Here is a 17,434-nt window from a genome sequence, read left to right on the forward strand (position 1 = left end):
TGCCGTCCTGAGTGGACATGGGCTGGGCCGGCGTGTTGCAGAGTCGCTCGCGTTCCCGAGCACCTGCATGCGTGGTGGCCGCAAAGCTGAGGAGGGTCGTGATGCCGGAACGTCGCACGGGCTGGGCCTTTGCCAATGGAGGAGCGGCGGATCGTAGGTGAGGCTTGCTGGGCACCGTGGCGCCGGTTCTCGCTGCAGCGTTGTCGTCTGCGAACGGGTGGCGTTTCGGGGCTGGCAGGGGCCGTTCGAGGCTGCAAGCAAAATCCTGATGATGGGGGCGAGCCTGGCGGCAGGTTTGCCCGTGAGCCCACCTTGAAACATGGAGCAGCATCGATGGCACTGACGAAGAAGGGCGAGTTCTGGTACGGGACGACGTCCGGCGACACGCAAGCCGAGTTGCGCAGCTACAGCGTTGCGAATCGCCATGAGGCCGTCAGGTTTGCCGCGTCCAAGTGCGATTGCGGGTGCCGCACGTTCGCACTGCAGACCGATGAAGAAGCCGGTGTGGCGATCCGCTCCTGCACCGACTGCGGGCAGGAGCACCTGATGGGCGACAGCGCGGACCACGTTGAAGAAGCCGCGCCCGAGGTGCACGAATGCGTGTGCGAGAACGAGGTGTTCGAGCTGATGTCCGGCGTCTCTGTCTACGAGGGCACGCATCGCGTGCGCTGGTACTACATCGCTTGCCACTGCGTGGAATGCAATCTGGTCGGGGTTTTTGCCGACTGGAAGTGTGACGCGGGTGATGCGGCGGTCTTTCTCGCCAAGGTGTAGGCGGGCCCGGCAGCAAGCCGCACGCGACAATTGCGGCACCTCCCAGAGACCGCGACTGCCATGACCACCCGTACCGTCCTCGGCGCCTGCCCCCACGACTGCCCCGACACCTGCGCGCTGCAGGTCACCGTCGAGAACGAGCGCGTCGTCAAGGTGCAGGGGCGCGCCGAACATGCCAACACGCATGGGGCGCTGTGCACCAAGGTGTCGCGCTACGCCGAGCGCACTTATCACGCCGAGCGCGTGCTGCACCCGCTCAAGCGCGTCAGCAGGAAGACCGAGGCGCCGGCCTTCGTGCAGGTCACGTGGGCCGAGGCGCTGGCCGACATCGCTGCGCGGCTGAACGCCATCGCCGCGCGCGACGCGCAGCGCATCCAGCCCTACAGCTATGCCGGCACCATGGGCTTGCTGCAGGGCGAGGCCATGGCCGGGCGGCTGTGGAACGCGCTGGGCGCCGCACGGCTGGACCGCACCATCTGCGCCAGCGCCGGCGGCGCGGGCCTGGCCGCGACCTACGGGCACAAGCTGGGCATGCACACGCGGCACTTCGCGGGTGCCAAGCTCATCGTCATCTGGGGCAGCAACTCCATCGCGTCCAACCTGCATTTCTGGACCTACGCCAACCAGGCCAAGCGCGACGGTGCCAAGCTCATCTGCATCGACCCCCGCAAGACCGAGACGGCTGACAAGTGCCACCAGCACATCGCCGTGCTGCCCGGCACCGACGGCGCGCTGGCGCTGGGCGTCATGCACGAACTGATCGCCCACGGCTGGCTGGACCAGGCCTACATCGACGCCCATGTCGACGGCTGGGACGAGCTGCGTGAGAAGGCGCTGGCCTGGCCGCCGGAGCGCACCGCCGCCGTCTGCGGCATCACTGCCGACGAGGTGTGCGGCCTGGTGCGCGACTACGGCACCACCAGCCCCGCGGCCATCCGCCTGAACTACGGCATGCAGCGCGTGCGCGGCGGCGGCAATGCGGTGCGGCTCGTCGCCCTGCTGCCCTGCCTGACCGGCGCTTGGCGGCATGAAAGCGGCGGCCTGCTGCTGTCGGCCTCCGGCTGGTTTGCGCCGTACAAGAACGCAGGCCTGGAGCGGCCCGACCTGCTCGCGGGCCGCACGCCGCGCATGGTCAACATGAGCACCATCGGCGACGCGCTGCTGCAGGCCGCCCCGCCCATCGAGGCCCTCGTCGTCTACAACAGCAACCCGGTGGCCGTGGCGCCGGAGTCGCCCAAGGTGGTGAAGGGCTTCCAGCGCGAGGACCTGTTCACGGTTGTGCTGGAGCACTTCATGACCGACACGGCCGACCTGGCCGACTACGTGCTGCCCGCCACCACGCAGCTGGAGCACCTGGACGTGCACACCAGCTACGGCCATACCGACGTGCTGATGAACCAGCCGGCTATTGCACCGCTGGGCGAGGCCAAGCCCAACACGCAGATCTTCCGCGAGCTGGCCGCCGCGATGGGCCTGACCGACCCGTGCTTCGCCGACACCGACGAGCAGCTCGCTGCCCAGGCCTTCACGGCCGACATCGACCTGGGCCTGTTGCGCACGCAGGGCTGGCAGCCGCTGCCCATCGCCGACGCGCCGTTCGCGAACGGGGGCTTTCGCACGCCCAACGGCCGCGCCCAGGCGGCCGGCGCCGACTTCGTGCCCAACTACGAGAGTGCACTGACCGAGCCCGCGCTGGCCGCGCGCTACCCGCTGGCCATGATCTCGCCGCCAGCGCGCAACGTCCTGAACAGCAGCTTCGTCAATGTGAAGAGCCTGCGTGACATCGAGCGCGAGCCGCTGATCGAGATGCACGCCGACGACGCTGCCGCGCGCGGCCTCGCCGATGGCGCTCGTGTGGCCGCCTTCAACGACCGCGGCCGCTACGTCGCGACGCTCAAGGTCAGCCCGCGCGCTCGGCCCGGCGTCGTCAACGGCCTGGGCATCTGGTGGCGCAAGCTGGGCCTGGACGGCACCAACGTCAACGAGGTCACGCACCAGCGCCTGACCGACCTGGGCGAGGCGCCGGCCTTCTACGATTGCCTCGTCGAGGTCGAGGCCGCTTGACATGAAGCCCCTCGCCCAAGGGGGACCTTGGTCGGTCCCCCGAGGGGACGGCGATGCTTGCGGCGTCGAGCCGCAAGCACATCGCCATGGCGGGCCGGCTTGGGGGCGGCCCGGCGCTCGGCCCGCAGGGCTCATGCGTCGCCTGCTGCTGTCCGCCGCACTGCTCGGCCTCGCAGGCTGCAGCACGCTGGGCCATTGGGGTCAGGCGGCTGGCGGCCACCTGGCCATCACCCGCGCCGCGCGGCCGGTGGACGATTGGCTGGCCGATGCCCGCACGCCGGCCGACCTCGCCGAGCGCCTGCGTCTCGCGCAGCAGCTGCGCGACTTTGCCAGCCGGCAGCTCGCGCTGCCCGACAACAACAGCTATCGCCGCTACGCCGACCTGGGCCGCGCGGCCGTGGTGTGGAACGTCGTGGCCGCGCCGCCGTTCGGCCTCACGCTCAAGACCTGGTGCTACCCGCTGATGGGCTGCGCCGGCTACCAGGGCTGGTTCGACCTCGACGCCGCCCGCGCCAGCGCCCAGGCCCTGCAGGCTCAGGGCTGGGAGGCGCAGGTGCAGGCCATTCCCGCTTACTCCACGCTGGGCTGGAGCCGGCTGCTGGGCGGCGACCCGCTGCTGAACACCTTTATCCGCTACCCCGACGGCGAGCTGGCGGCCATGGTCTTCCACGAGCTGGCGCACCAGCGCGTCTACGTGGCCGACGACACCGGCTTCAATGAGGCCTACGCCAGTGCCGTGGAGCTGATCGGCGCGCGCCAGTGGCTGGCGGACAAGCCCGAAGCGCGGGCCGCCTTCGAGGCCGGCCGGGCGCGCCGCGCGGCCTTCCTGGCGCTGGCCCGCGAGGGGCGAGCGCGGCTGCTGCAGGTCTACGCCGGCCCGGCCGAGGCCCGCCCCACGGCCAAGGCCGCCGTCATGGCCGAGCTGCGCGAGCGTGCACCGCGCGAGGCCCCGGGCTATGAGGCCTGGTTCCAGCGCGCCAACAACGCGAGCTTCGCCATCCTGTCGGCCTACGACGAGCTGGTGCCGGCCTTCCTGCGGCTGTTCGATCAGCAGGGCCAGGACTGGGCGAAGTTCCATGCCGCCGTGGAGCGGCTGGCGGCGCTGCCGCGCGAACAGCGCCGTGCTAACTTGCGGAGCCTAAAAGGAGGCTCTGATGACCTTGACCCTGCGACGCGTCAAACCCGCTGACGCTGCCGCCATCGCCGAACAGTTTGCCGACCCGGAGGTGTTCGGCAACACGCTGCAGCTGCCCTACGGCAGCGAGGAAATCTGGGCCCAGCGCCTGGCCGGCATGAACCCGCCCGCCGCGGGTTCCAACGAGATGGTCCTCGCCGCGCTGCTGGACGGTCGGCCCGTGGGCCTGGCGGGCCTGCACCCTGCCGGCCCGCAGGTTCGTCGCCGGCATGTGATGGGCCTGGGCATCACCGTCGCCAAGGCCGCGCAGGGCCAGGGCGTGGGCCACGCGCTGATGACGGCGCTGCTGGACTACGCCGACAACTGGGCGCAGATTCTGCGCATCGAGCTCACCGTGTTCCATGACAACGCCCGCGCCATTCGGCTCTACGAGCGCCACGGCTTCGAGCACGAAGGCCGGCTCAGGGCGGATGCGCTGCGCAACGGGGTCTATGAGGATGTGCTGATGATGGGGCGGCTGCATCCGAGGCAGCCGTTGGTGCGCACATCGGCCGGCTGACAAGCGAGCGCGGCTCGCCGCCGCGCGCCAAGGTGTCCCACAGGCGGCTTTGCTTGGACCACCTCGGTTTGGGCGCCACGGGTGTCGTTCACGGCAGCGCCTGCCCCCGCGCCGCCACATACAGCCGATACCAGGCCTCCCGGCTCAGCTGAATCTTCACCGCGTCGCCGCACGCCCGAATGCGCTCCGCATTGCCGCTGCCGATGACGGGCTGGATGCCAGCCGGATGGCGCAGCAGCCAGGCCAGCAGCACGGCGTTGGCCGTCGTGGCGTGCGTCTCGGCAATCTCGTGCACGACCTGGGCTGCGGCCGACGTCGCCGGGTCATTGAAGCGGCCTTGCGACAGCGAGCCCCAGGCCTGCAGCTGCACGCCGTGCTGCTGCGCGTACTCCAGTGTGCCGGCCCAGGCCATCGCGCCAGGGCGGGTGGCGGCCTGTGGGTCGTTGAAGGTGGTGCCGGCGTCGATGAAGTCCAGCTTGGCCAGGCTCATCTCCAGCTGGTTGGCCACCAGCGGCTCCGGCAGTGCCGACTGCAGCCAGCGCATCTGCCCGGCGTGCATGTTGGACACGCCCAGGTGGCCCACCTTGCCGGCGGCCTTCAGGCGGCCGAAGGCGCGGGCCACCTCGGCGGGCTGCATCAGCGGGTCGGGGCGGTGCAGCAGCAGGATCTCGATGTGCTCCACGCCCAGGCGCTGCAGGATGCCGTCCACGCTGCGCTCGATGTGGTCGGCGCTGAAGTCGAAGCGGCCCGGCGCGGTGTCGTCGCCGAAGCGGATGCCGCATTTGCTCTGCAGCCGCAGCCTGGCGCGCAGGCCGGCGTCGCGCTTGAGCAGTTCGCCGAACACGGCCTCGGCCTTGCCGCGGCGGTAGATGTCGGCGTGGTCGAACAGCGTCACGCCGATGCTCAGCGCGGCCTCGATGGCGGCGTGGGCCTGGGCGATGTCGGCCTCGGTGAGCGGGCCGCCACCCCAGTCGCCGCCCAGGGCCATGCAGCCGTAGACGAGGGGGCTGGCGTCGCGGAAGTGAGTGCGCAGGGGCAGGGGGAAGGACATGACTCAGGCGATGGACGTGGGGCCGGCATCATGCGGCACGTCGCCGCGGCCGCGCCACCCGATCAACCCGGCCAGCGCGCCAGCCACGCCACCGATGACGGCCGCCAGCCGCGTCAGCTGGGCCAGCCCAACGGCGCTGCCGGCGGCGGCGTGCCGCGCCGCGCGTGCCCGGCGACGCTTGCGGGCGCGGCGCTGCGGCAGCTGCACCAGCTCTTGCATCAAGGCCAGCTCGTGCTGGCGTTCCTCGATCGCACTGTCCAGCTCGCGATCGAGCTCGAAGCGCCGCGCCAGCTCGCGCACCGTCGGCAACTCGCGCTCGCGGATGCGCAGGCCCGGGGCCTTGAGACGGCAGCCCAGGCTGTGCGCGCGCAGGAACAGCGCCTTGGCGCCGACCCGGTCGGGCAGGCAGCCCCAGCCGGCCTCCAGGCAGGCGGCGAGGTGGAAGGTGGCGTCGGCATGGCCCTGGCTGGCGGCGGCGGTGTAGAGCGCGATGCCGCGCGTGGCGTCGGCCGGGCCGCCCCAGCCGCCCACCAGCATGCGGCCGAGGTGGAACTTGGCCGTCAGGCTGCCGGCGGCGGAGGCGCGATCCAGCCCGGCGCGCGCCTGCACCGGGTCGCGCGGCAGGCCCAGGCCTTCGAGCTGGCAGTAGGCCAGCATGGCCAGGCCCTCGGGGTTGCCCGCGTCGGCCGAGACGCGGAACCAGTAGACCGCCTGCTCGTGGTCGGGCTCCGCCGCACGGAAGTACAGCAGGCCCGCGTCGAGCGGGTCTGTACGGTGCGGGTCGGGGTCGACAAGGCGCATGAATCCTCCCTGGGGCAGCGGGCGGGCTCGGCTGGCCCGCGCTCGCGGCGCCGGAGTATGCGTGCAAACGCGAAGTCAGGGTGTGACGCTTGGCTTCTGCCGTAGAGTGCGGCGCTGCACCAACGAGGAGAGCCGCGTGGCCGAGATCCGCATTCACCGTGACCACGAGCTGGGCCTCAAGAAGGCCCGCGAGATTGCCTGGCAGTGGGCCGAGCAGGTCGAGCAGAAGTTCGACATGGACTGCACGGTGCACGAGGGCGAGGACGAGGACACCGTGAGCTTCACGCGCTCGGGCGTGAGCGGCGAGCTGACCGTCACGGCCAGCCGCTTCGAGCTGGTGGCGCAGCTGGGTTTCCTGCTGGGCGCGTTCAAGGCCACCATCGAGGGCGAGATCCAGAAGGAGCTGGACACGCTGCTGGCCAGCAGCAAGAAGAAGGCGCCGGCCAAGAAAAAACCGGCCTGAGCGGCCGGTTCTTTGGGGCGCGAGGGCCTTACTTCAGGCTCTCGATCAGATCGATGTACTGCTGCATCGCGTCATCGGCCGAGGTGCCCTGGAGCTCGTTCCAGGCATCCCACTTGGCGCGGCCCACCATGTCGGTGAAGCCGGGGCGCTTGTCCTGCACATCGCCGGCGCTGCCCTGCTTGTAGAGCGCGTAGAGCTTCAGCAGCGTCATGTTGTCGGGACGCTCGGGCAGGTTCTTCGATTCGGCGACGGCGGCTTCGAATTGGTCTTTCAGGCTCACGGGGGTTCTCCAGGCTGAATTCGGAATGCGATTCTCGTGACAATCGCTCAACAGGCTGCGCAGTTTAGGTCCGCATAACAAGGCATCGAGGAGACGCATTTGGCCGCACACAGCGAACGCATGTCCAAGGTGGATACCGCCTGGCTGCGCATGGACACCGAGGCCAACCTGATGATGATTGTCGGGGTGTGGTCCATCCGCCCCGGCATTGCGCTGACCGCGCTGCGCGAGCGCGTGGCTGAGCGGCTGCTGAAGTACCCGCGCTTTCGCCAGAAGGTGGTGGAGGACTCGCTGCTGGGCGCGCAATGGGTGGCCGACCGCGATTTCGACATCGCCCGCCACGTGGTCGCCGAGGTGCCGCTGCCGCTGCGCGGCCAGAGCCGCGACGAGGTGCTGCGCGAGCGCGTGGGCCAGCTCTGCGGCCAGCCGCTGGACCCGGCCCACCCGTTGTGGCAGATGCAGCTGATCGAGGACATGGGCGATGGGTCGAGCGCGCTGATCTGCCGTGTGCACCACTGCATTGCCGACGGCATCGCGCTGATCGCGGTGATGCTGTCCATCACCGACGGCGGCAAGGCGCCGCCGCAGCGCAAGGCCCGCGAGGCCGAGGCCCCGCACGAGGCGGACTGGCTGCTCGACGCCTTCCTGCGCCCCATGAGCAACATGACGGTCAAGGCCATCGGCCTGGCCGGCAAGGGCATGTCCAAGGGCGTGGACCTGGCGATGAGCGGCAGCACGCCGGTGGACTCGTCGCTGGAGATGGCGCGCATGGGCTACCAGGCGGTGTCGGACGTGGCGGCCTTCGCGCTGATGCCGGACGACTCGCCCACCCGCCTCAAGGGCAAGCCCGGCACGAAAAAGACGGTGGCCTGGGACGACCGCCTGGCGCTGGATGAGGTCAAGGCCGTCGGCCGTGCGTTGGGCGCGTCCATCAACGACGTGCTGCTGGCCTGCGCGGCCGGCGCCATCGGCAAGTACCTGGCCGACCGCGGCGAAGACCCGGCGGGCAAGGAGATCCGCGCGATGGTGCCCGTCAACCTGCGGCCACTGGAGCAGGCCTGGCAGCTGGGAAACCGCTTCGGGCTGGTGCCGCTGGTGCTGCCTATCGGCATTGCCAACCCGGTGGAGCGGCTGTTTGCGGTGCGGGCGCGCATGAACGAGCTCAAGGGCAGCTTCCAGCCGGTGATGGCCTTCGGGCTGCTATCGGTGGCGGGGCTGCTGATCAAACCGGTGCAGCATGCGATGCTGAACCTGTTCGCCAAGAAGGCCACGGCCGTGATGACCAACGTGCCGGGCCCGGCCGAGGCGCTGAAGTTCTGCGGCTCCACCGTGGAGAAGGTGATGTTCTGGGTGCCGCAGTCGGGCGACATCGGCCTGGGCCTGTCCATCCTGACCTACGCCGGCCGCGTGCAGTTCGGCCTGATCACCGACACCGGTCTGTGCCCCGACCCCGAGGCCGTGGTGGCCAACTTCGCGCCGGAGTTCGAGAAGTTGCTGATGCTGGCGATGATGATGCCCTGGCCCGGCGAGGTGGACGTGGCCTGACCGCGCCGCCGGTCACGGCCACGAAAAAGGCGCTCCGTGGAGCGCCTTTTTCGTGGCCAGGCCTGGGGGATTACAGGCGAGCGGGCTCAGCCTTGGGCTCGGCCTTCTTCTTCGTGGCAGGGCGGCCGGCGGCGGTTGGGTAGGCGGCCATCACCTTGGACGGGTCGGCCTTGTTGTCCAGGTAGGCGGCGTATTGCTGCGAGGTGCAGGGCAGCAGCTTGCCGGGGCGGGCTTCGCCCTTGTACTTGCCGTTGGCGTACACGAACTGGTACTCGTTGGACGCGACCGGCGTGCCGATGCTGCTGGTGTCGCTGTAGCTCTGGGCGCACTCGGCACGCAGTTCGGACTGCACGGCCTGTTCGGTCAACTGCTTGCCAGCCTGTGCGGAGAAGGCGGCGACGGCGGCGAGGGCGGGGATCAGAAACTTCATGGCGCTTGTCTCGTGAGAAGGGTGGGAGTGGCGTGAAGCTTACGTGTCCGGCTCTTGAAGCGCACCCCCGGAACTACGGGTAGGCCGGTTGTGAACTGCGTCACGGCTGCTTCGATGGGCCGTGAAAAAAGTCCGTTTCCGGCGTGGCCGCCCGTCGCTGGCCTCAGGGTTCGCCCGAGGGGCGCCGGGCAGTGGGGGCTCAGTCTTCCAGCTCTTCGCGGGCCACTTCGATGTCCAGCAGCTCCATCGCGTCCATGGCTTCGCAGGCGGCGGCGGCAGCGTAGAGCTGTTCGGCCTCCTTCAGGCGCTTGTCGCCCTCCAGCATGACCAGGCCGTTGGCGCGTTCGATCATCGCGATGGCGCTGGTCGGGTTGAGCTTGAGGGCCTGCTCGAACATCTTCAGCCCGGTGGCCGTGTCGGCACCCTGTGTCTTGCCCAGCAGCTTGCCGACCTTGTCGATGACCTCGGCATGGAAGGCGCCCAGCGCGATGTGCGCGTCGGCGTGCTTGGGGGCGAGGCTGAGGGTCGTCTCCAGCGCGCCTTTCACCTTGGTGCCCAGGCCCTGCGCCAGTGCCTTGGCCACGCTGATGCCCTGGCCGTAGCGGCCCAGCGCGTAGGCCTGCCAGTACCAGGCGTTGGCGTTCTTGGGATCTTCGGCCTGCTGGCCTTCCGCGCGCTCGGCGATCTCCAGGAACATCTCCAGCTTCACCGCCTCTTTCTTTTCCAGGTAGTTGGCGTAAATGCCCTGGGCCTTGTTGGCCACCGTGAGGCCGGCGCCGCCCGCAGCCAGGCCGGCGTCGTAGGCGGCCTTGAAGTCCCCGGCGTGGAAGTGGATCCAGGCCTGCACGACGTCGGCGTCCTTGGGGAAGGGCTCGGCGTCGCCCGCATGCAGCCGGGCCCAATGCTTCTTCAGCGTGGCGGGCGTGTAGACGAATGCGCTGTTGTCGTAGGGGAAGGCAGTCCACTTGGCCATGCAGGTCTCCGTCAGGGGTGTTGGTAGTGGCCCGCGAGCTTGAAGAGATGCTCGCGGGATGTCGGCTCTAGGTAAGGCAGCAGAAGGCTCAATGCGTGGAAGGCGCCGCGCAGCAGCGCCGCGCCGGCGCGCTCGGGCTCCAGCGCGTGGCGCGGATCGCGCACGTATTCGTAGCTCAGCCAGTAGCTGACGACGACAACCATCGCATTGGCCGTGGGTGCCGCGTCGCGCAGCTCCATCTTCAGCCCGCCGCCCAGGTGCAGGCCCGACAGCACATGGCGCATGGCCTGTTCCTTGGCGGCCAGCAGGCTCTGGAAGTGCGTCTCCAGCTTGCGGTTCTTGAACAGCAGGTCGTTCAGGTCGCGGTACAGGAAGCGGTGCTTCCAGATCAGCTCGAACAGCATGTGGAAGAACAGCCAGGCGTCCTCCACGTTGCGCACGTTGTCGGCCGCGGCCAGCAGTTCGCTCAACTCGGCCTCGTAGCGGCCGAACAGCGCGTTGACCAGCTCGTCCTTGGCCGGGTAGTGGTAGTACAGGTTGCCCGGGCTGATCTTGAGCTCGGCCGAGATCAGCGTGGTCGACACATTGGGTTCGCCGAAACGGTTGAAGAGGTCCAGCGTGACCTCCAGGATGCGTTCGGCAGTGCGGCGGGGTTTCTTGGGGGCGGGCATGAGCCCGTGGATTCTGGCAGCGAACCCGCCCGGCCGGCCGCCCGCACAGCACAAAGCGGGGCGTCCTGCCGGGCGAGGGGCGATGCCCGGCCTCCCTAGAATCCGCCGCCATGCCGAGCCCGACCTCATCGCCTCCCGCCATCGCATTCGAGAACGTCAAGAAAACCTACCGGGGAGGGCAGGTCAAGGCGCTGAACGGCGTGAGCTTCGACATTCCCTGCGGCGAGTTCTTCGGCCTGCTGGGCCCCAACGGCGCTGGCAAGACGACGCTGATCAGCGTGCTGGCCGGCCTGGCCCGCGCCACGGAGGGTCGCGTGCGCGTGATGGGCCACGACGTCGTGGACGACTACGCTGCCGCCCGCAAGGCGCTGGGCGTGGTGCCGCAGGAGCTGGTGTTCGACCCGTTCTTCAGCGTGCGCGAGTCGCTGCGCATTCAGAGTGGCTACTTCGGCGTCAAGAACAACGACGATTGGATCGACGAGCTGCTGGCCAACCTGGGGCTGGCGGACAAGGCCGACGCCAACATGCGCCAGCTGTCGGGCGGCATGAAGCGCCGCGTGCTCGTGGCGCAGGCGCTGGTGCACCGCCCGCCGGTCATCGTGCTGGACGAGCCGACTGCCGGCGTGGACGTGGAGCTGCGCCAGACGCTGTGGCAGTTCATCGCGCGCCTCAACAAGGAAGGCCACACGGTGCTGTTGACGACGCACTACCTCGAAGAAGCCGAAGCGCTGTGCCAGCGCATCGGCATGCTCAAGGGCGGGCGGCTGGTGGCGCTGGACCGCACCTCGCAGCTGCTGGCCGGTACGGCACACACGATGCTGCGCTTCAAGACCGACGCCGCGCTGCCGGCCGAGGTGGCGGCGCGGGCCCGCGTGACCGGTCGCATCGTGCAGGTCACGGCGCATGACGCCGCCGAAGTGGAGACGACGCTGGCCACGCTGCGCGCTGCGGGCGTGCCTGTCGAAGACCTGGAGATCGGCCGCGCTGACCTCGAAGACGTGTTCCTCAACATCATGCAAGGGGAGCACGCATGAACGGCGCGTCCACTCTGTTCAAGAAAGAAGTGCTGCGCTTCTGGAAGGTCAGCTTTCAGACTGTGGCCGCGCCCGTGCTCACCGCGTGCATGTATTTGCTCGTCTTTGGCCACACGCTGGAAGACCACGTGAAGGTCTACGAGACCGTCGGCTACACGCAGTTCCTGATCCCGGGCCTCGTGATGATGAGCGTGCTGCAGAACGCGTTCGCCAACAGCTCGTCCAGCCTCATCCAGAGCAAGATCACCGGCAACCTGGTGTTCCTGCTGCTCACGCCGCTGTCGCCGCTGGCCTGGTTCGTCGCCTACGTGGGCGCGGCCATCGTGCGCGGGCTGGCGGTGGGCACGGGCGTGCTGCTGGTCACGGCCTGGTTCGCGCCGCCGGGGCTGGACAACGTCCTCTGGGTGCTGACCTTCACCGTGCTGGGCGCCGGCCTGATGGGCACGCTGGGCCTGATCGCGGGCCTGTGGGCCGAGAAGTTCGACCAGCTCGCCGCCTTCCAGAACTTCATCATCATGCCCATGACCTTCCTGTCGGGCGTCTTCTACTCGGTGCATTCGCTGCCCGGCTTCTGGCAGGGCATCAGCCACTTCAACCCCTTCTTCTACATGATCGACGGCTTCCGCCGCGGCTTCTTCGGCGTCAGCGATGTGTCGCCGTGGATGAGTCTGGGCGTGGTGGGTATCAGCTTCGCGGTGACGGCCGGCCTGGCGCTGTCGCTGCTCAAGCGCGGCTACAAGATCCGTTCCTGACCGGGCTGGCACAGCGCCAGCGCCAGCCATTCGGCGGGCAGTGCCCAGTCGGCGTCGGCGGCGATGGCTTCGCGCAGAAACGTGGCCTGGGCCGGCGTCCACACGGGCGCGTCGGGCAGCGCGCGCCCGAGCGCCTCGGGCCGGTGCCGGTTGATGAAGTCGTCGATGGCCTGCGGCGCGGAGGGCAGGCCGAGCTGGTCGAACAGCTCCTGCAGGCGGTGGTGGCCGGCGTGCATGTCGGCCCCTCAGTGCCGGCCGGACTCGAACAGGAACCACACGCGCTGCTCAGCCTCCTCCAGCCAGGTCTCCACGAGGCTGGCCGTGGCGATGTCGCCGTGGGTGTCGCACAGCGCGTGCACGGCGCGCAGCCAGTCGGCCAGGCGGCGGTTGTCCTCGCACAGCTCGGCCAGCATGCCGCCGGGCTGCACCAGCTCGGCATCGTTGTCGGCCACGCGCTGCAGCCGGGCGATGTGGCCGATGGAGCGCAGCGTGCTGCAGCCGAGCTTGCGCACTCGCTCGGCCAGCGCATCAGTCATCGCGAAGAGCTGTCCGGCCTGATCGTCCAGCAGCGCGTGGTAGCTCGGGAAGGACGGGCCCCACATGTGCCAGTGGAAGTTCTTGGTCTTGAGGTAGAGCGCCCACACATCGGCCAGCAGCTGGTTCAGCGCGGCGCTCAGGTCGTGGCGCGCGTCGGCACCCAGCGTGCCGGGGGTGGCCAGCGGGGCCTGGCGGTGTTGGCGGGCGAGATCGAGGTCTTTCATGGCGAGGCGTCCTGCAGGTCGTGGGGGCGGAGGGTGATGAGGTGCCGCACGGTGGGCGGCTCGGCCGCCTGGTGCAGCGCACGCAGTTGGGCCTGCAAGGCGGCGGCAGCGTGGCTGGCGCGGTGGTGCTGGCGCAGATGCTCCTGCCAGGATGGCAGCGTGAACCACTCCACCAGGGCTGTGGGGTCGGCGCCGTCCTGGGTGATGTCCCAGGCCGAGGCACCGTCGCCGCGCCGGTGCCGGGCCAGCGTGTGCAGCAGCTGCAGGGCGGCGCGGTGGTCAGCGGGCGCGATGCGGTAGGTGACGAGTACCTGCACCGGGCCGCGGTCGGCGCTCACGGGCATGGCGAGGCTGGGTTCAGGCCAGCTCAAGGCGGGGTCGAGCACATCGTCTGCCGTGGGCAGCGGCCAGTGTCGGGCCAGCGCCGCGCCTAGCACGAGCAGTACGGCCGCCAGGCCGAGTGCGGGCACCAGGCCGAGGCCTTGCGCCACGGCACCCCAGGCGAGGCTGCCGGCGGCGAGCGCGCCGTTGAACACGGTGAGGTACACGGCCAGCCCGCGGCCGCGCACCCAGTTGGGCAGCACGGCCTGCGTGATGGCGCCGAGCGTCGTCAGCGCAATGATCCAGGCGCCGCCCAGGCCCAGCAGCGCCACGAGGGCGACGGCCGCCGGCGGTGCGCTGGCCAGCACGGCCAGCACGGCGGCGCACAGCAGCGCCGCCGCGGTCATCAGGCCCTCAAGCCCGAGGTGCGGCCGCAGGCGCGGCAGCAGCAGCGCGCCGGCCATGGCGCCCACGCCCACCGCGCCCAGCATCACGCCGTAGAACGCCGCCCCACTGGCGAGCAGTTGCCGGCCGACCAGCGGCAGCAGCGCCCAGGCCGCGCTGGACAGTGCGAAAAACAGCGCCGCCCGTGCCAGCACCCGTTGCAGGTCGGCATTGGCCAGCGCATGCCGCAGGCCGGTGCGCAAGGCGCCGCCGAACACTTCGGCCAGCGGGTCGGCTGCAGTGGGCGGCGGGCGCCACCACAGCAGCGCGCCGATGACGAGCACATAGGTGAGCAGGTCCACGCCATAGGTGAAGGCCGCGCCCCAGACTGCCAACAGCAGGCCGCCCGCTGCCGGGCCGATGGCGCGCGACAGGTTCACGCCCAGCGAGTTCAGCGCCACGGCCGAGCGCAGCTGCGCCTTGGGCACGAGCGCGGGCACGATGGACTGCCAGGTCGGCGCCATCAGCGCGGCGCCCGTGCCGCCGATGAAGGTCAGCACCAGCAGCGCAGTCATGTCCAGCCACTGGGTGTGGGCCAGCACCATCAGGGTGGCGCTGACGCCGGCCAGTAGCAATTGCACGGCGATCAGCAGGCGGCGGCGGTCGAGGATGTCGGCCAGCACGCCGGCCGGAATGGCGAACAGGAACACCGGCAGCGCCGCTGCGGCCTGCACGGCGGCGACTGCGGTGGGGCTGGTGCTCAGCTCGGTGGCGAGCCAGGCACTGGCCACGTCGCGCATGAAGCTGCCGACATTGCCCAGCACCGTGGCGATCCACAGCACGGCGAACACGCGCTCGCGCAGTGGGGCGAAGGCGCTGTCGTCGGCGGCGCTCATGACGGGGCCCTGGTGCCGAGCCGGTCGTGCCAGGCTACGAGCGCAAAGCCGCCGGCCAGGCCCAGGTGCTCGAAGAATGCGTGCATGGCGGGCGTGCGATCGGGGCCGCTCATGGCCCAGAAGTCATTGGCCACGAAGCTGGCCGCCACGGTGAAGCCGCCCAGCGCCAGGGCGCCGAGCCAGCGCAGGCGGCCGCCCAGCACCAGGGCCGACCCGCCCAGTTCCAGCGCGATGACGACAACCGCCAGAGGCGCGGCCGGCTGCAGGCCGAAGTGCTGCATCTCGGCCAGCGCGCCGGGGAAGTCCATCAGCTTGGTGAGCCCGCCTTCCAGGTAGGCGGCGCACAGCGCCAGCAGCGCGAGGCCGTGCAGGGCGCGAGGCAGGCGCATGCTCACACCGCCCAGCAGGCGCAGCCCAGGGCGCCCCAGAAGCCGGCGTCATCGCTGACCGGGGCGTTCGCCCCCCATGCCTGAGCATGGGCGTGGCCGTGCACCTGGCAGGCGGTGGCACAGGCGCAGGCGGCGGCCAGCGCGGCGGCACTCAGCGGCGGGCGGGCTTCACCGCTTTCGCGGTAGGCGCCCCAGGCGCCATAGCCACCCCAGCGGCGCACCGGCGACCAGTCCGGCATGGCTGGCGGTGGCGGGGCCTCGTCCAGCGGCGCGAAGGGGCCTGCGCCCCAGACGATGCGGCCACCCACCATCGTCAACAGCGCGGTGGTGTCGGCGATGTCGGACTCGGCGCAGGCGAAGAAGTCGCGGTCGGGAACGACGAGGTCGGCGTACTGGCCCACTTCGATGCGGCCCTTCTTGCCTTCCTCGTTGCTGAACCAGGTGACGTTCTCCGTCCACATGCGCAGGGCTGCTTCGCGGCTCAGGCAGTTGCGCTGCGGCGTGATCTGCAGTCCGCCAACCGTCTTGCCGGTGATGAGCCAGGACAGCGACACCCAGGGGTTGTAGGAGGCGACTCGCGTGGCGTCGGTGCCGGCGGAGGTGCGCACGCCCTTCTCCAGCATCTTGGCCACCGGCGGCGTGGCCTCGGCCGCGCGGGCGCCATAGCGCTCGACGAAGTACTCACCCTGGTAGGCCATGCGGTGCTGCACGGCCACGCCACCGCCTAGGGCGGCAATGCGGTCCATCGAGCGCTCGGAGATGGTCTCGGCATGATCGAAGAACCAGTTCAGGCCGTTGATGGGCGTCTCGCGGTTCACCTTCTCGAAGACGTCGAGCGCGCGGCTGATGGTCTCGTCGTAGGTGGCGTGCATGCGCCAGGGCCACTTGTTCTGCGCCAGGATGCGCACGACCTCTTCCAGCTCGGGCTCCATGGCCGCCGACAGCTCGGGCCGCGGCTCGCGGAAGTCCTCGAAGTCAGCGGCCGAGAACACCAGCATCTCGCCGGCGCCGTTGTGGCGGAAGTAGTCGTCGCCCTGCTTGTATTTCACGCTGGTGGTCCAGCGCAGGAAGTCATCCTTCTCCTGCTGGGCCTTCTGCGTGAAGAGGTTGTAGGCCAGTCGCACGGTGAGCTGGCCAGCATCCGCCAGCTGCTGGACGATGGCGTAGTCCTCGGGGTAGTTCTGGAAGCCGCCGCCGGCGTCGATGGCGCCGGTGACGCCCAGGCGGTTCAGCTCGCGCATGAAGTGGCGCGTGCTGTTCAGCTGGTACTCGGGCGGCAGCTTGGGCCCGCGCGCCAGCGTGGCGTACAGAATGGCGGCGTTGGGCTTGGCCAGCAGCAGGCCGGTGGGGTTGCCCTGCGCGTCGCGTGCGATCTCGCTGCCGGGTGGCGCGGGCGTGTCCCGGGTGTAGCCCACGGCGCGCAGCGCGGCGCCGTTGAGCAGCGCGCGGTCGTACAGGTGCAGGATGAAGACCGGCGTGTCCGGCGCCACGGCGTTGAGTTCGGCCAGCGTGGGCAGGCGCTTCTCGGCGAACTGGTGCTCGGTGAAGCCGCCCACCACGCGCACCCACTGCGGCGCGGGCGTGATGTCCACCTGCGCCTTCAGCATGGCCATCGCGTCGGCCAGGCTCTTCACGCCGTCCCAGCGCAGTTCGAGGTTGTAGTTGAGGCCGCCGCGGATCAGGTGCAGGTGGTTGTCGATGAGGCCGGGCAGCGCGCGGCGGGCCTGCAGATCGACGCGGCGGGTGCCGGGGCCGGCGAGCGCCAGCACGTCTTCGTTGGTGCCGACGGCGGCGAAGCGGCCTTCGTGGATGGCGACGGCCGCGGCTTCGGGCTGGGCGCGGTTCAGCGTGGTGAAGCGGCCGTTGAAGAGGATGAGATCGGGGTCAGCCATGGCGGCTCTCCGGGGTGGGACGGTCGGCGCAGCGCGGGAGCTCGCCGAACATGTGGGGCTTGACCTGGTGGTGCAGCCAGGAGGTTTCAGTTGTCGGCGCGAACCAGCGCTTGACCAGCGGAGGCAACTGCTCGCCCGCCAGGATGCCCAGCAACCCGACGAGTGCGATCACCGGCGGCGCCGGCGATCGCACGTTGAACAGCGCATAGATAACGCCGACGAGCAGGCCGACCGCGGCGGAGAGGAGGTAGGGCTTCAT

The 17,434-nt window shown here is 69.9% G+C and carries 20 protein-coding genes; 8 read left to right on the forward strand and 12 right to left on the reverse strand.

The annotated features are described in order from the left end of the window. The first annotated feature begins 333 nt into the window (after positions 1-333). The 4 genes from ACG0Z3_RS15305 to ACG0Z3_RS15320 all read left to right on the forward strand — a co-directional run bounded on the left by ACG0Z3_RS15305 (position 334) and on the right by ACG0Z3_RS15320 (position 4,532). Positions 334-774, forward strand: coding sequence for a hypothetical protein (locus ACG0Z3_RS15305; RefSeq protein ID WP_394398913.1), 441 nt, complete (start codon positions 334-336; stop codon positions 772-774). Between the two features lie 60 nt (positions 775-834). After that, positions 835-2,838 (forward strand): molybdopterin-containing oxidoreductase family protein, encoded by a 2,004-nt coding sequence (locus ACG0Z3_RS15310; RefSeq protein ID WP_394398915.1) that lies wholly within the window; start codon positions 835-837, stop codon positions 2,836-2,838. A 133-nt stretch (positions 2,839-2,971) separates the two neighbouring features. Next, positions 2,972-4,027 (forward strand): aminopeptidase, encoded by a 1,056-nt coding sequence (locus ACG0Z3_RS15315; protein WP_394398917.1) that lies wholly within the window; start codon positions 2,972-2,974, stop codon positions 4,025-4,027. Further along, positions 3,993-4,532: a GNAT family N-acetyltransferase gene (locus ACG0Z3_RS15320; RefSeq protein ID WP_394398919.1), complete on the forward strand. Its 540-nt coding sequence runs from the start codon at positions 3,993-3,995 to the stop codon at positions 4,530-4,532. Before ACG0Z3_RS15315 ends, ACG0Z3_RS15320 begins: the two co-directional genes overlap by 35 nt. An 88-nt stretch (positions 4,533-4,620) precedes the next feature. Here ACG0Z3_RS15320 and ACG0Z3_RS15325 read toward each other — a convergent pair whose 3' ends face one another. Continuing rightward, on the reverse strand, positions 4,621-5,583 hold the full coding sequence (locus tag ACG0Z3_RS15325) for an aldo/keto reductase (RefSeq protein WP_394398921.1): 963 nt from the start codon (positions 5,581-5,583) through the stop codon (positions 4,621-4,623). A 3-nt stretch (positions 5,584-5,586) separates the two neighbouring features. After that, a complete protein-coding gene (locus ACG0Z3_RS15330; protein ID WP_394398923.1) occupies positions 5,587-6,384 on the reverse strand; it encodes a tetratricopeptide repeat protein in 798 nt (265 codons plus the stop codon). A gap of 136 nt (positions 6,385-6,520) precedes the next feature. Here ACG0Z3_RS15330 and ACG0Z3_RS15335 point away from each other — a divergent pair, with 136 nt between their 5' ends. After that, positions 6,521-6,847 carry a polyhydroxyalkanoic acid system family protein gene (locus ACG0Z3_RS15335; protein WP_394398925.1) on the forward strand — a complete coding sequence of 109 codons (327 nt, stop codon included), beginning with the start codon at positions 6,521-6,523 and terminating at the stop codon, positions 6,845-6,847. 28 nt (positions 6,848-6,875) lie between these two features. On the opposite strand, the gene ACG0Z3_RS15340 is transcribed toward ACG0Z3_RS15335, so the two are convergent. Next, positions 6,876-7,127 carry an acyl-CoA-binding protein gene (locus ACG0Z3_RS15340; protein WP_394398927.1) on the reverse strand — a complete coding sequence of 84 codons (252 nt, stop codon included), beginning with the start codon at positions 7,125-7,127 and terminating at the stop codon, positions 6,876-6,878. A 120-nt stretch (positions 7,128-7,247) separates the two neighbouring features. On the opposite strand from ACG0Z3_RS15340, the gene ACG0Z3_RS15345 reads away from it, so the two are divergent. Further along, complete coding sequence (locus ACG0Z3_RS15345) at positions 7,248-8,672, forward strand: wax ester/triacylglycerol synthase family O-acyltransferase (RefSeq protein ID WP_394399182.1); 1,425 nt, start codon at positions 7,248-7,250, stop codon at positions 8,670-8,672. A 70-nt stretch (positions 8,673-8,742) separates the two neighbouring features. On the opposite strand, the gene ACG0Z3_RS15350 is transcribed toward ACG0Z3_RS15345, so the two are convergent. From ACG0Z3_RS15350 to ACG0Z3_RS15360, 3 genes are all read right to left on the reverse strand, one after another. Beyond that, positions 8,743-9,102, reverse strand: a complete 360-nt coding sequence (locus ACG0Z3_RS15350; protein ID WP_394398929.1) for a hypothetical protein — start codon at positions 9,100-9,102, stop codon at positions 8,743-8,745. A gap of 199 nt (positions 9,103-9,301) precedes the next feature. After that, entirely contained in the window at positions 9,302-10,075 is a 774-nt protein-coding gene (locus tag ACG0Z3_RS15355) for a tetratricopeptide repeat protein (RefSeq protein WP_394398931.1), read from the reverse strand. 11 nt (positions 10,076-10,086) lie between these two features. Beyond that, a complete protein-coding gene (locus tag ACG0Z3_RS15360) occupies positions 10,087-10,746 on the reverse strand; it encodes a TetR/AcrR family transcriptional regulator (RefSeq protein ID WP_394398933.1) in 660 nt (219 codons plus the stop codon). Positions 10,747-10,856: 110 nt separating this feature from the next. Between ACG0Z3_RS15360 and ACG0Z3_RS15365 the strand changes: the two genes are divergently transcribed. Both ACG0Z3_RS15365 and ACG0Z3_RS15370 read left to right on the forward strand, forming a co-directional pair. After that, positions 10,857-11,780, forward strand: a complete 924-nt coding sequence (locus ACG0Z3_RS15365) for an ABC transporter ATP-binding protein (RefSeq protein WP_394398935.1) — start codon at positions 10,857-10,859, stop codon at positions 11,778-11,780. After that, positions 11,777-12,532 (forward strand): ABC transporter permease, encoded by a 756-nt coding sequence (locus ACG0Z3_RS15370; RefSeq protein WP_394398937.1) that lies wholly within the window; start codon positions 11,777-11,779, stop codon positions 12,530-12,532. The genes ACG0Z3_RS15365 and ACG0Z3_RS15370 overlap by 4 nt, the downstream gene beginning before the upstream one ends. On the opposite strand, the gene ACG0Z3_RS15375 is transcribed toward ACG0Z3_RS15370, so the two are convergent. The 6 genes from ACG0Z3_RS15375 to ACG0Z3_RS15400 are packed head-to-tail and all read right to left on the reverse strand — an operon-like array spanning position 12,514 to position 17,434. After that, positions 12,514-12,768 carry a DUF2789 family protein gene (locus tag ACG0Z3_RS15375; RefSeq protein WP_394398938.1) on the reverse strand — a complete coding sequence of 85 codons (255 nt, stop codon included), beginning with the start codon at positions 12,766-12,768 and terminating at the stop codon, positions 12,514-12,516. The genes ACG0Z3_RS15370 and ACG0Z3_RS15375 overlap by 19 nt on opposite strands. 9 nt (positions 12,769-12,777) lie before the next feature. Continuing rightward, on the reverse strand, positions 12,778-13,293 hold the full coding sequence (locus tag ACG0Z3_RS15380; RefSeq protein ID WP_394398939.1) for a Dps family protein: 516 nt from the start codon (positions 13,291-13,293) through the stop codon (positions 12,778-12,780). Continuing rightward, positions 13,290-14,894 (reverse strand): MFS transporter, encoded by a 1,605-nt coding sequence (locus ACG0Z3_RS15385; RefSeq protein ID WP_394398940.1) that lies wholly within the window; start codon positions 14,892-14,894, stop codon positions 13,290-13,292. The genes ACG0Z3_RS15380 and ACG0Z3_RS15385 overlap by 4 nt, the downstream gene beginning before the upstream one ends. Continuing rightward, positions 14,891-15,283 carry a DoxX family protein gene (locus tag ACG0Z3_RS15390; protein WP_394398941.1) on the reverse strand — a complete coding sequence of 131 codons (393 nt, stop codon included), beginning with the start codon at positions 15,281-15,283 and terminating at the stop codon, positions 14,891-14,893. Before ACG0Z3_RS15390 ends, ACG0Z3_RS15385 begins: the two co-directional genes overlap by 4 nt. 2 nt (positions 15,284-15,285) lie before the next feature. Further along, positions 15,286-17,175, reverse strand: coding sequence for an amidohydrolase (locus ACG0Z3_RS15395; protein ID WP_394398942.1), 1,890 nt, complete (start codon positions 17,173-17,175; stop codon positions 15,286-15,288). Further along, positions 17,168-17,434, reverse strand: a complete 267-nt coding sequence (locus ACG0Z3_RS15400; RefSeq protein ID WP_394398943.1) for a XapX domain-containing protein — start codon at positions 17,432-17,434, stop codon at positions 17,168-17,170. Before ACG0Z3_RS15400 ends, ACG0Z3_RS15395 begins: the two co-directional genes overlap by 8 nt.

Origin of the sequence: Pelomonas margarita (assembly GCF_043555875.1) — a bacterium.
Taxonomy (GTDB): domain Bacteria; phylum Pseudomonadota; class Gammaproteobacteria; order Burkholderiales; family Burkholderiaceae_C; genus Pelomonas; species Pelomonas margarita.

Coding starts and splice junctions, on each gene's coding strand:
- ACG0Z3_RS15305 (WP_394398913.1), top strand. CDS start 334: ATGGCACTGACGAAGAAGGGCGAGTTCTGGTACGGGACGACGTCCGGC.
- ACG0Z3_RS15310 (WP_394398915.1), top strand. CDS start 835: ATGACCACCCGTACCGTCCTCGGCGCCTGCCCCCACGACTGCCCCGAC.
- ACG0Z3_RS15315 (WP_394398917.1), top strand. CDS start 2,972: ATGCGTCGCCTGCTGCTGTCCGCCGCACTGCTCGGCCTCGCAGGCTGC.
- ACG0Z3_RS15320 (WP_394398919.1), top strand. CDS start 3,993: ATGACCTTGACCCTGCGACGCGTCAAACCCGCTGACGCTGCCGCCATC.
- ACG0Z3_RS15325 (WP_394398921.1), bottom strand. CDS start 5,583: ATGTCCTTCCCCCTGCCCCTGCGCACTCACTTCCGCGACGCCAGCCCC.
- ACG0Z3_RS15330 (WP_394398923.1), bottom strand. CDS start 6,384: ATGCGCCTTGTCGACCCCGACCCGCACCGTACAGACCCGCTCGACGCG.
- ACG0Z3_RS15345 (WP_394399182.1), top strand. CDS start 7,248: ATGTCCAAGGTGGATACCGCCTGGCTGCGCATGGACACCGAGGCCAAC.
- ACG0Z3_RS15350 (WP_394398929.1), bottom strand. CDS start 9,102: ATGAAGTTTCTGATCCCCGCCCTCGCCGCCGTCGCCGCCTTCTCCGCA.
- ACG0Z3_RS15355 (WP_394398931.1), bottom strand. CDS start 10,075: ATGGCCAAGTGGACTGCCTTCCCCTACGACAACAGCGCATTCGTCTAC.
- ACG0Z3_RS15360 (WP_394398933.1), bottom strand. CDS start 10,746: ATGCCCGCCCCCAAGAAACCCCGCCGCACTGCCGAACGCATCCTGGAG.
- ACG0Z3_RS15365 (WP_394398935.1), top strand. CDS start 10,857: ATGCCGAGCCCGACCTCATCGCCTCCCGCCATCGCATTCGAGAACGTC.
- ACG0Z3_RS15370 (WP_394398937.1), top strand. CDS start 11,777: ATGAACGGCGCGTCCACTCTGTTCAAGAAAGAAGTGCTGCGCTTCTGG.
- ACG0Z3_RS15375 (WP_394398938.1), bottom strand. CDS start 12,768: ATGCACGCCGGCCACCACCGCCTGCAGGAGCTGTTCGACCAGCTCGGC.
- ACG0Z3_RS15380 (WP_394398939.1), bottom strand. CDS start 13,293: ATGAAAGACCTCGATCTCGCCCGCCAACACCGCCAGGCCCCGCTGGCC.
- ACG0Z3_RS15385 (WP_394398940.1), bottom strand. CDS start 14,894: ATGAGCGCCGCCGACGACAGCGCCTTCGCCCCACTGCGCGAGCGCGTG.
- ACG0Z3_RS15390 (WP_394398941.1), bottom strand. CDS start 15,283: ATGCGCCTGCCTCGCGCCCTGCACGGCCTCGCGCTGCTGGCGCTGTGC.
- ACG0Z3_RS15395 (WP_394398942.1), bottom strand. CDS start 17,175: ATGGCTGACCCCGATCTCATCCTCTTCAACGGCCGCTTCACCACGCTG.
- ACG0Z3_RS15400 (WP_394398943.1), bottom strand. CDS start 17,434: ATGAAGCCCTACCTCCTCTCCGCCGCGGTCGGCCTGCTCGTCGGCGTT.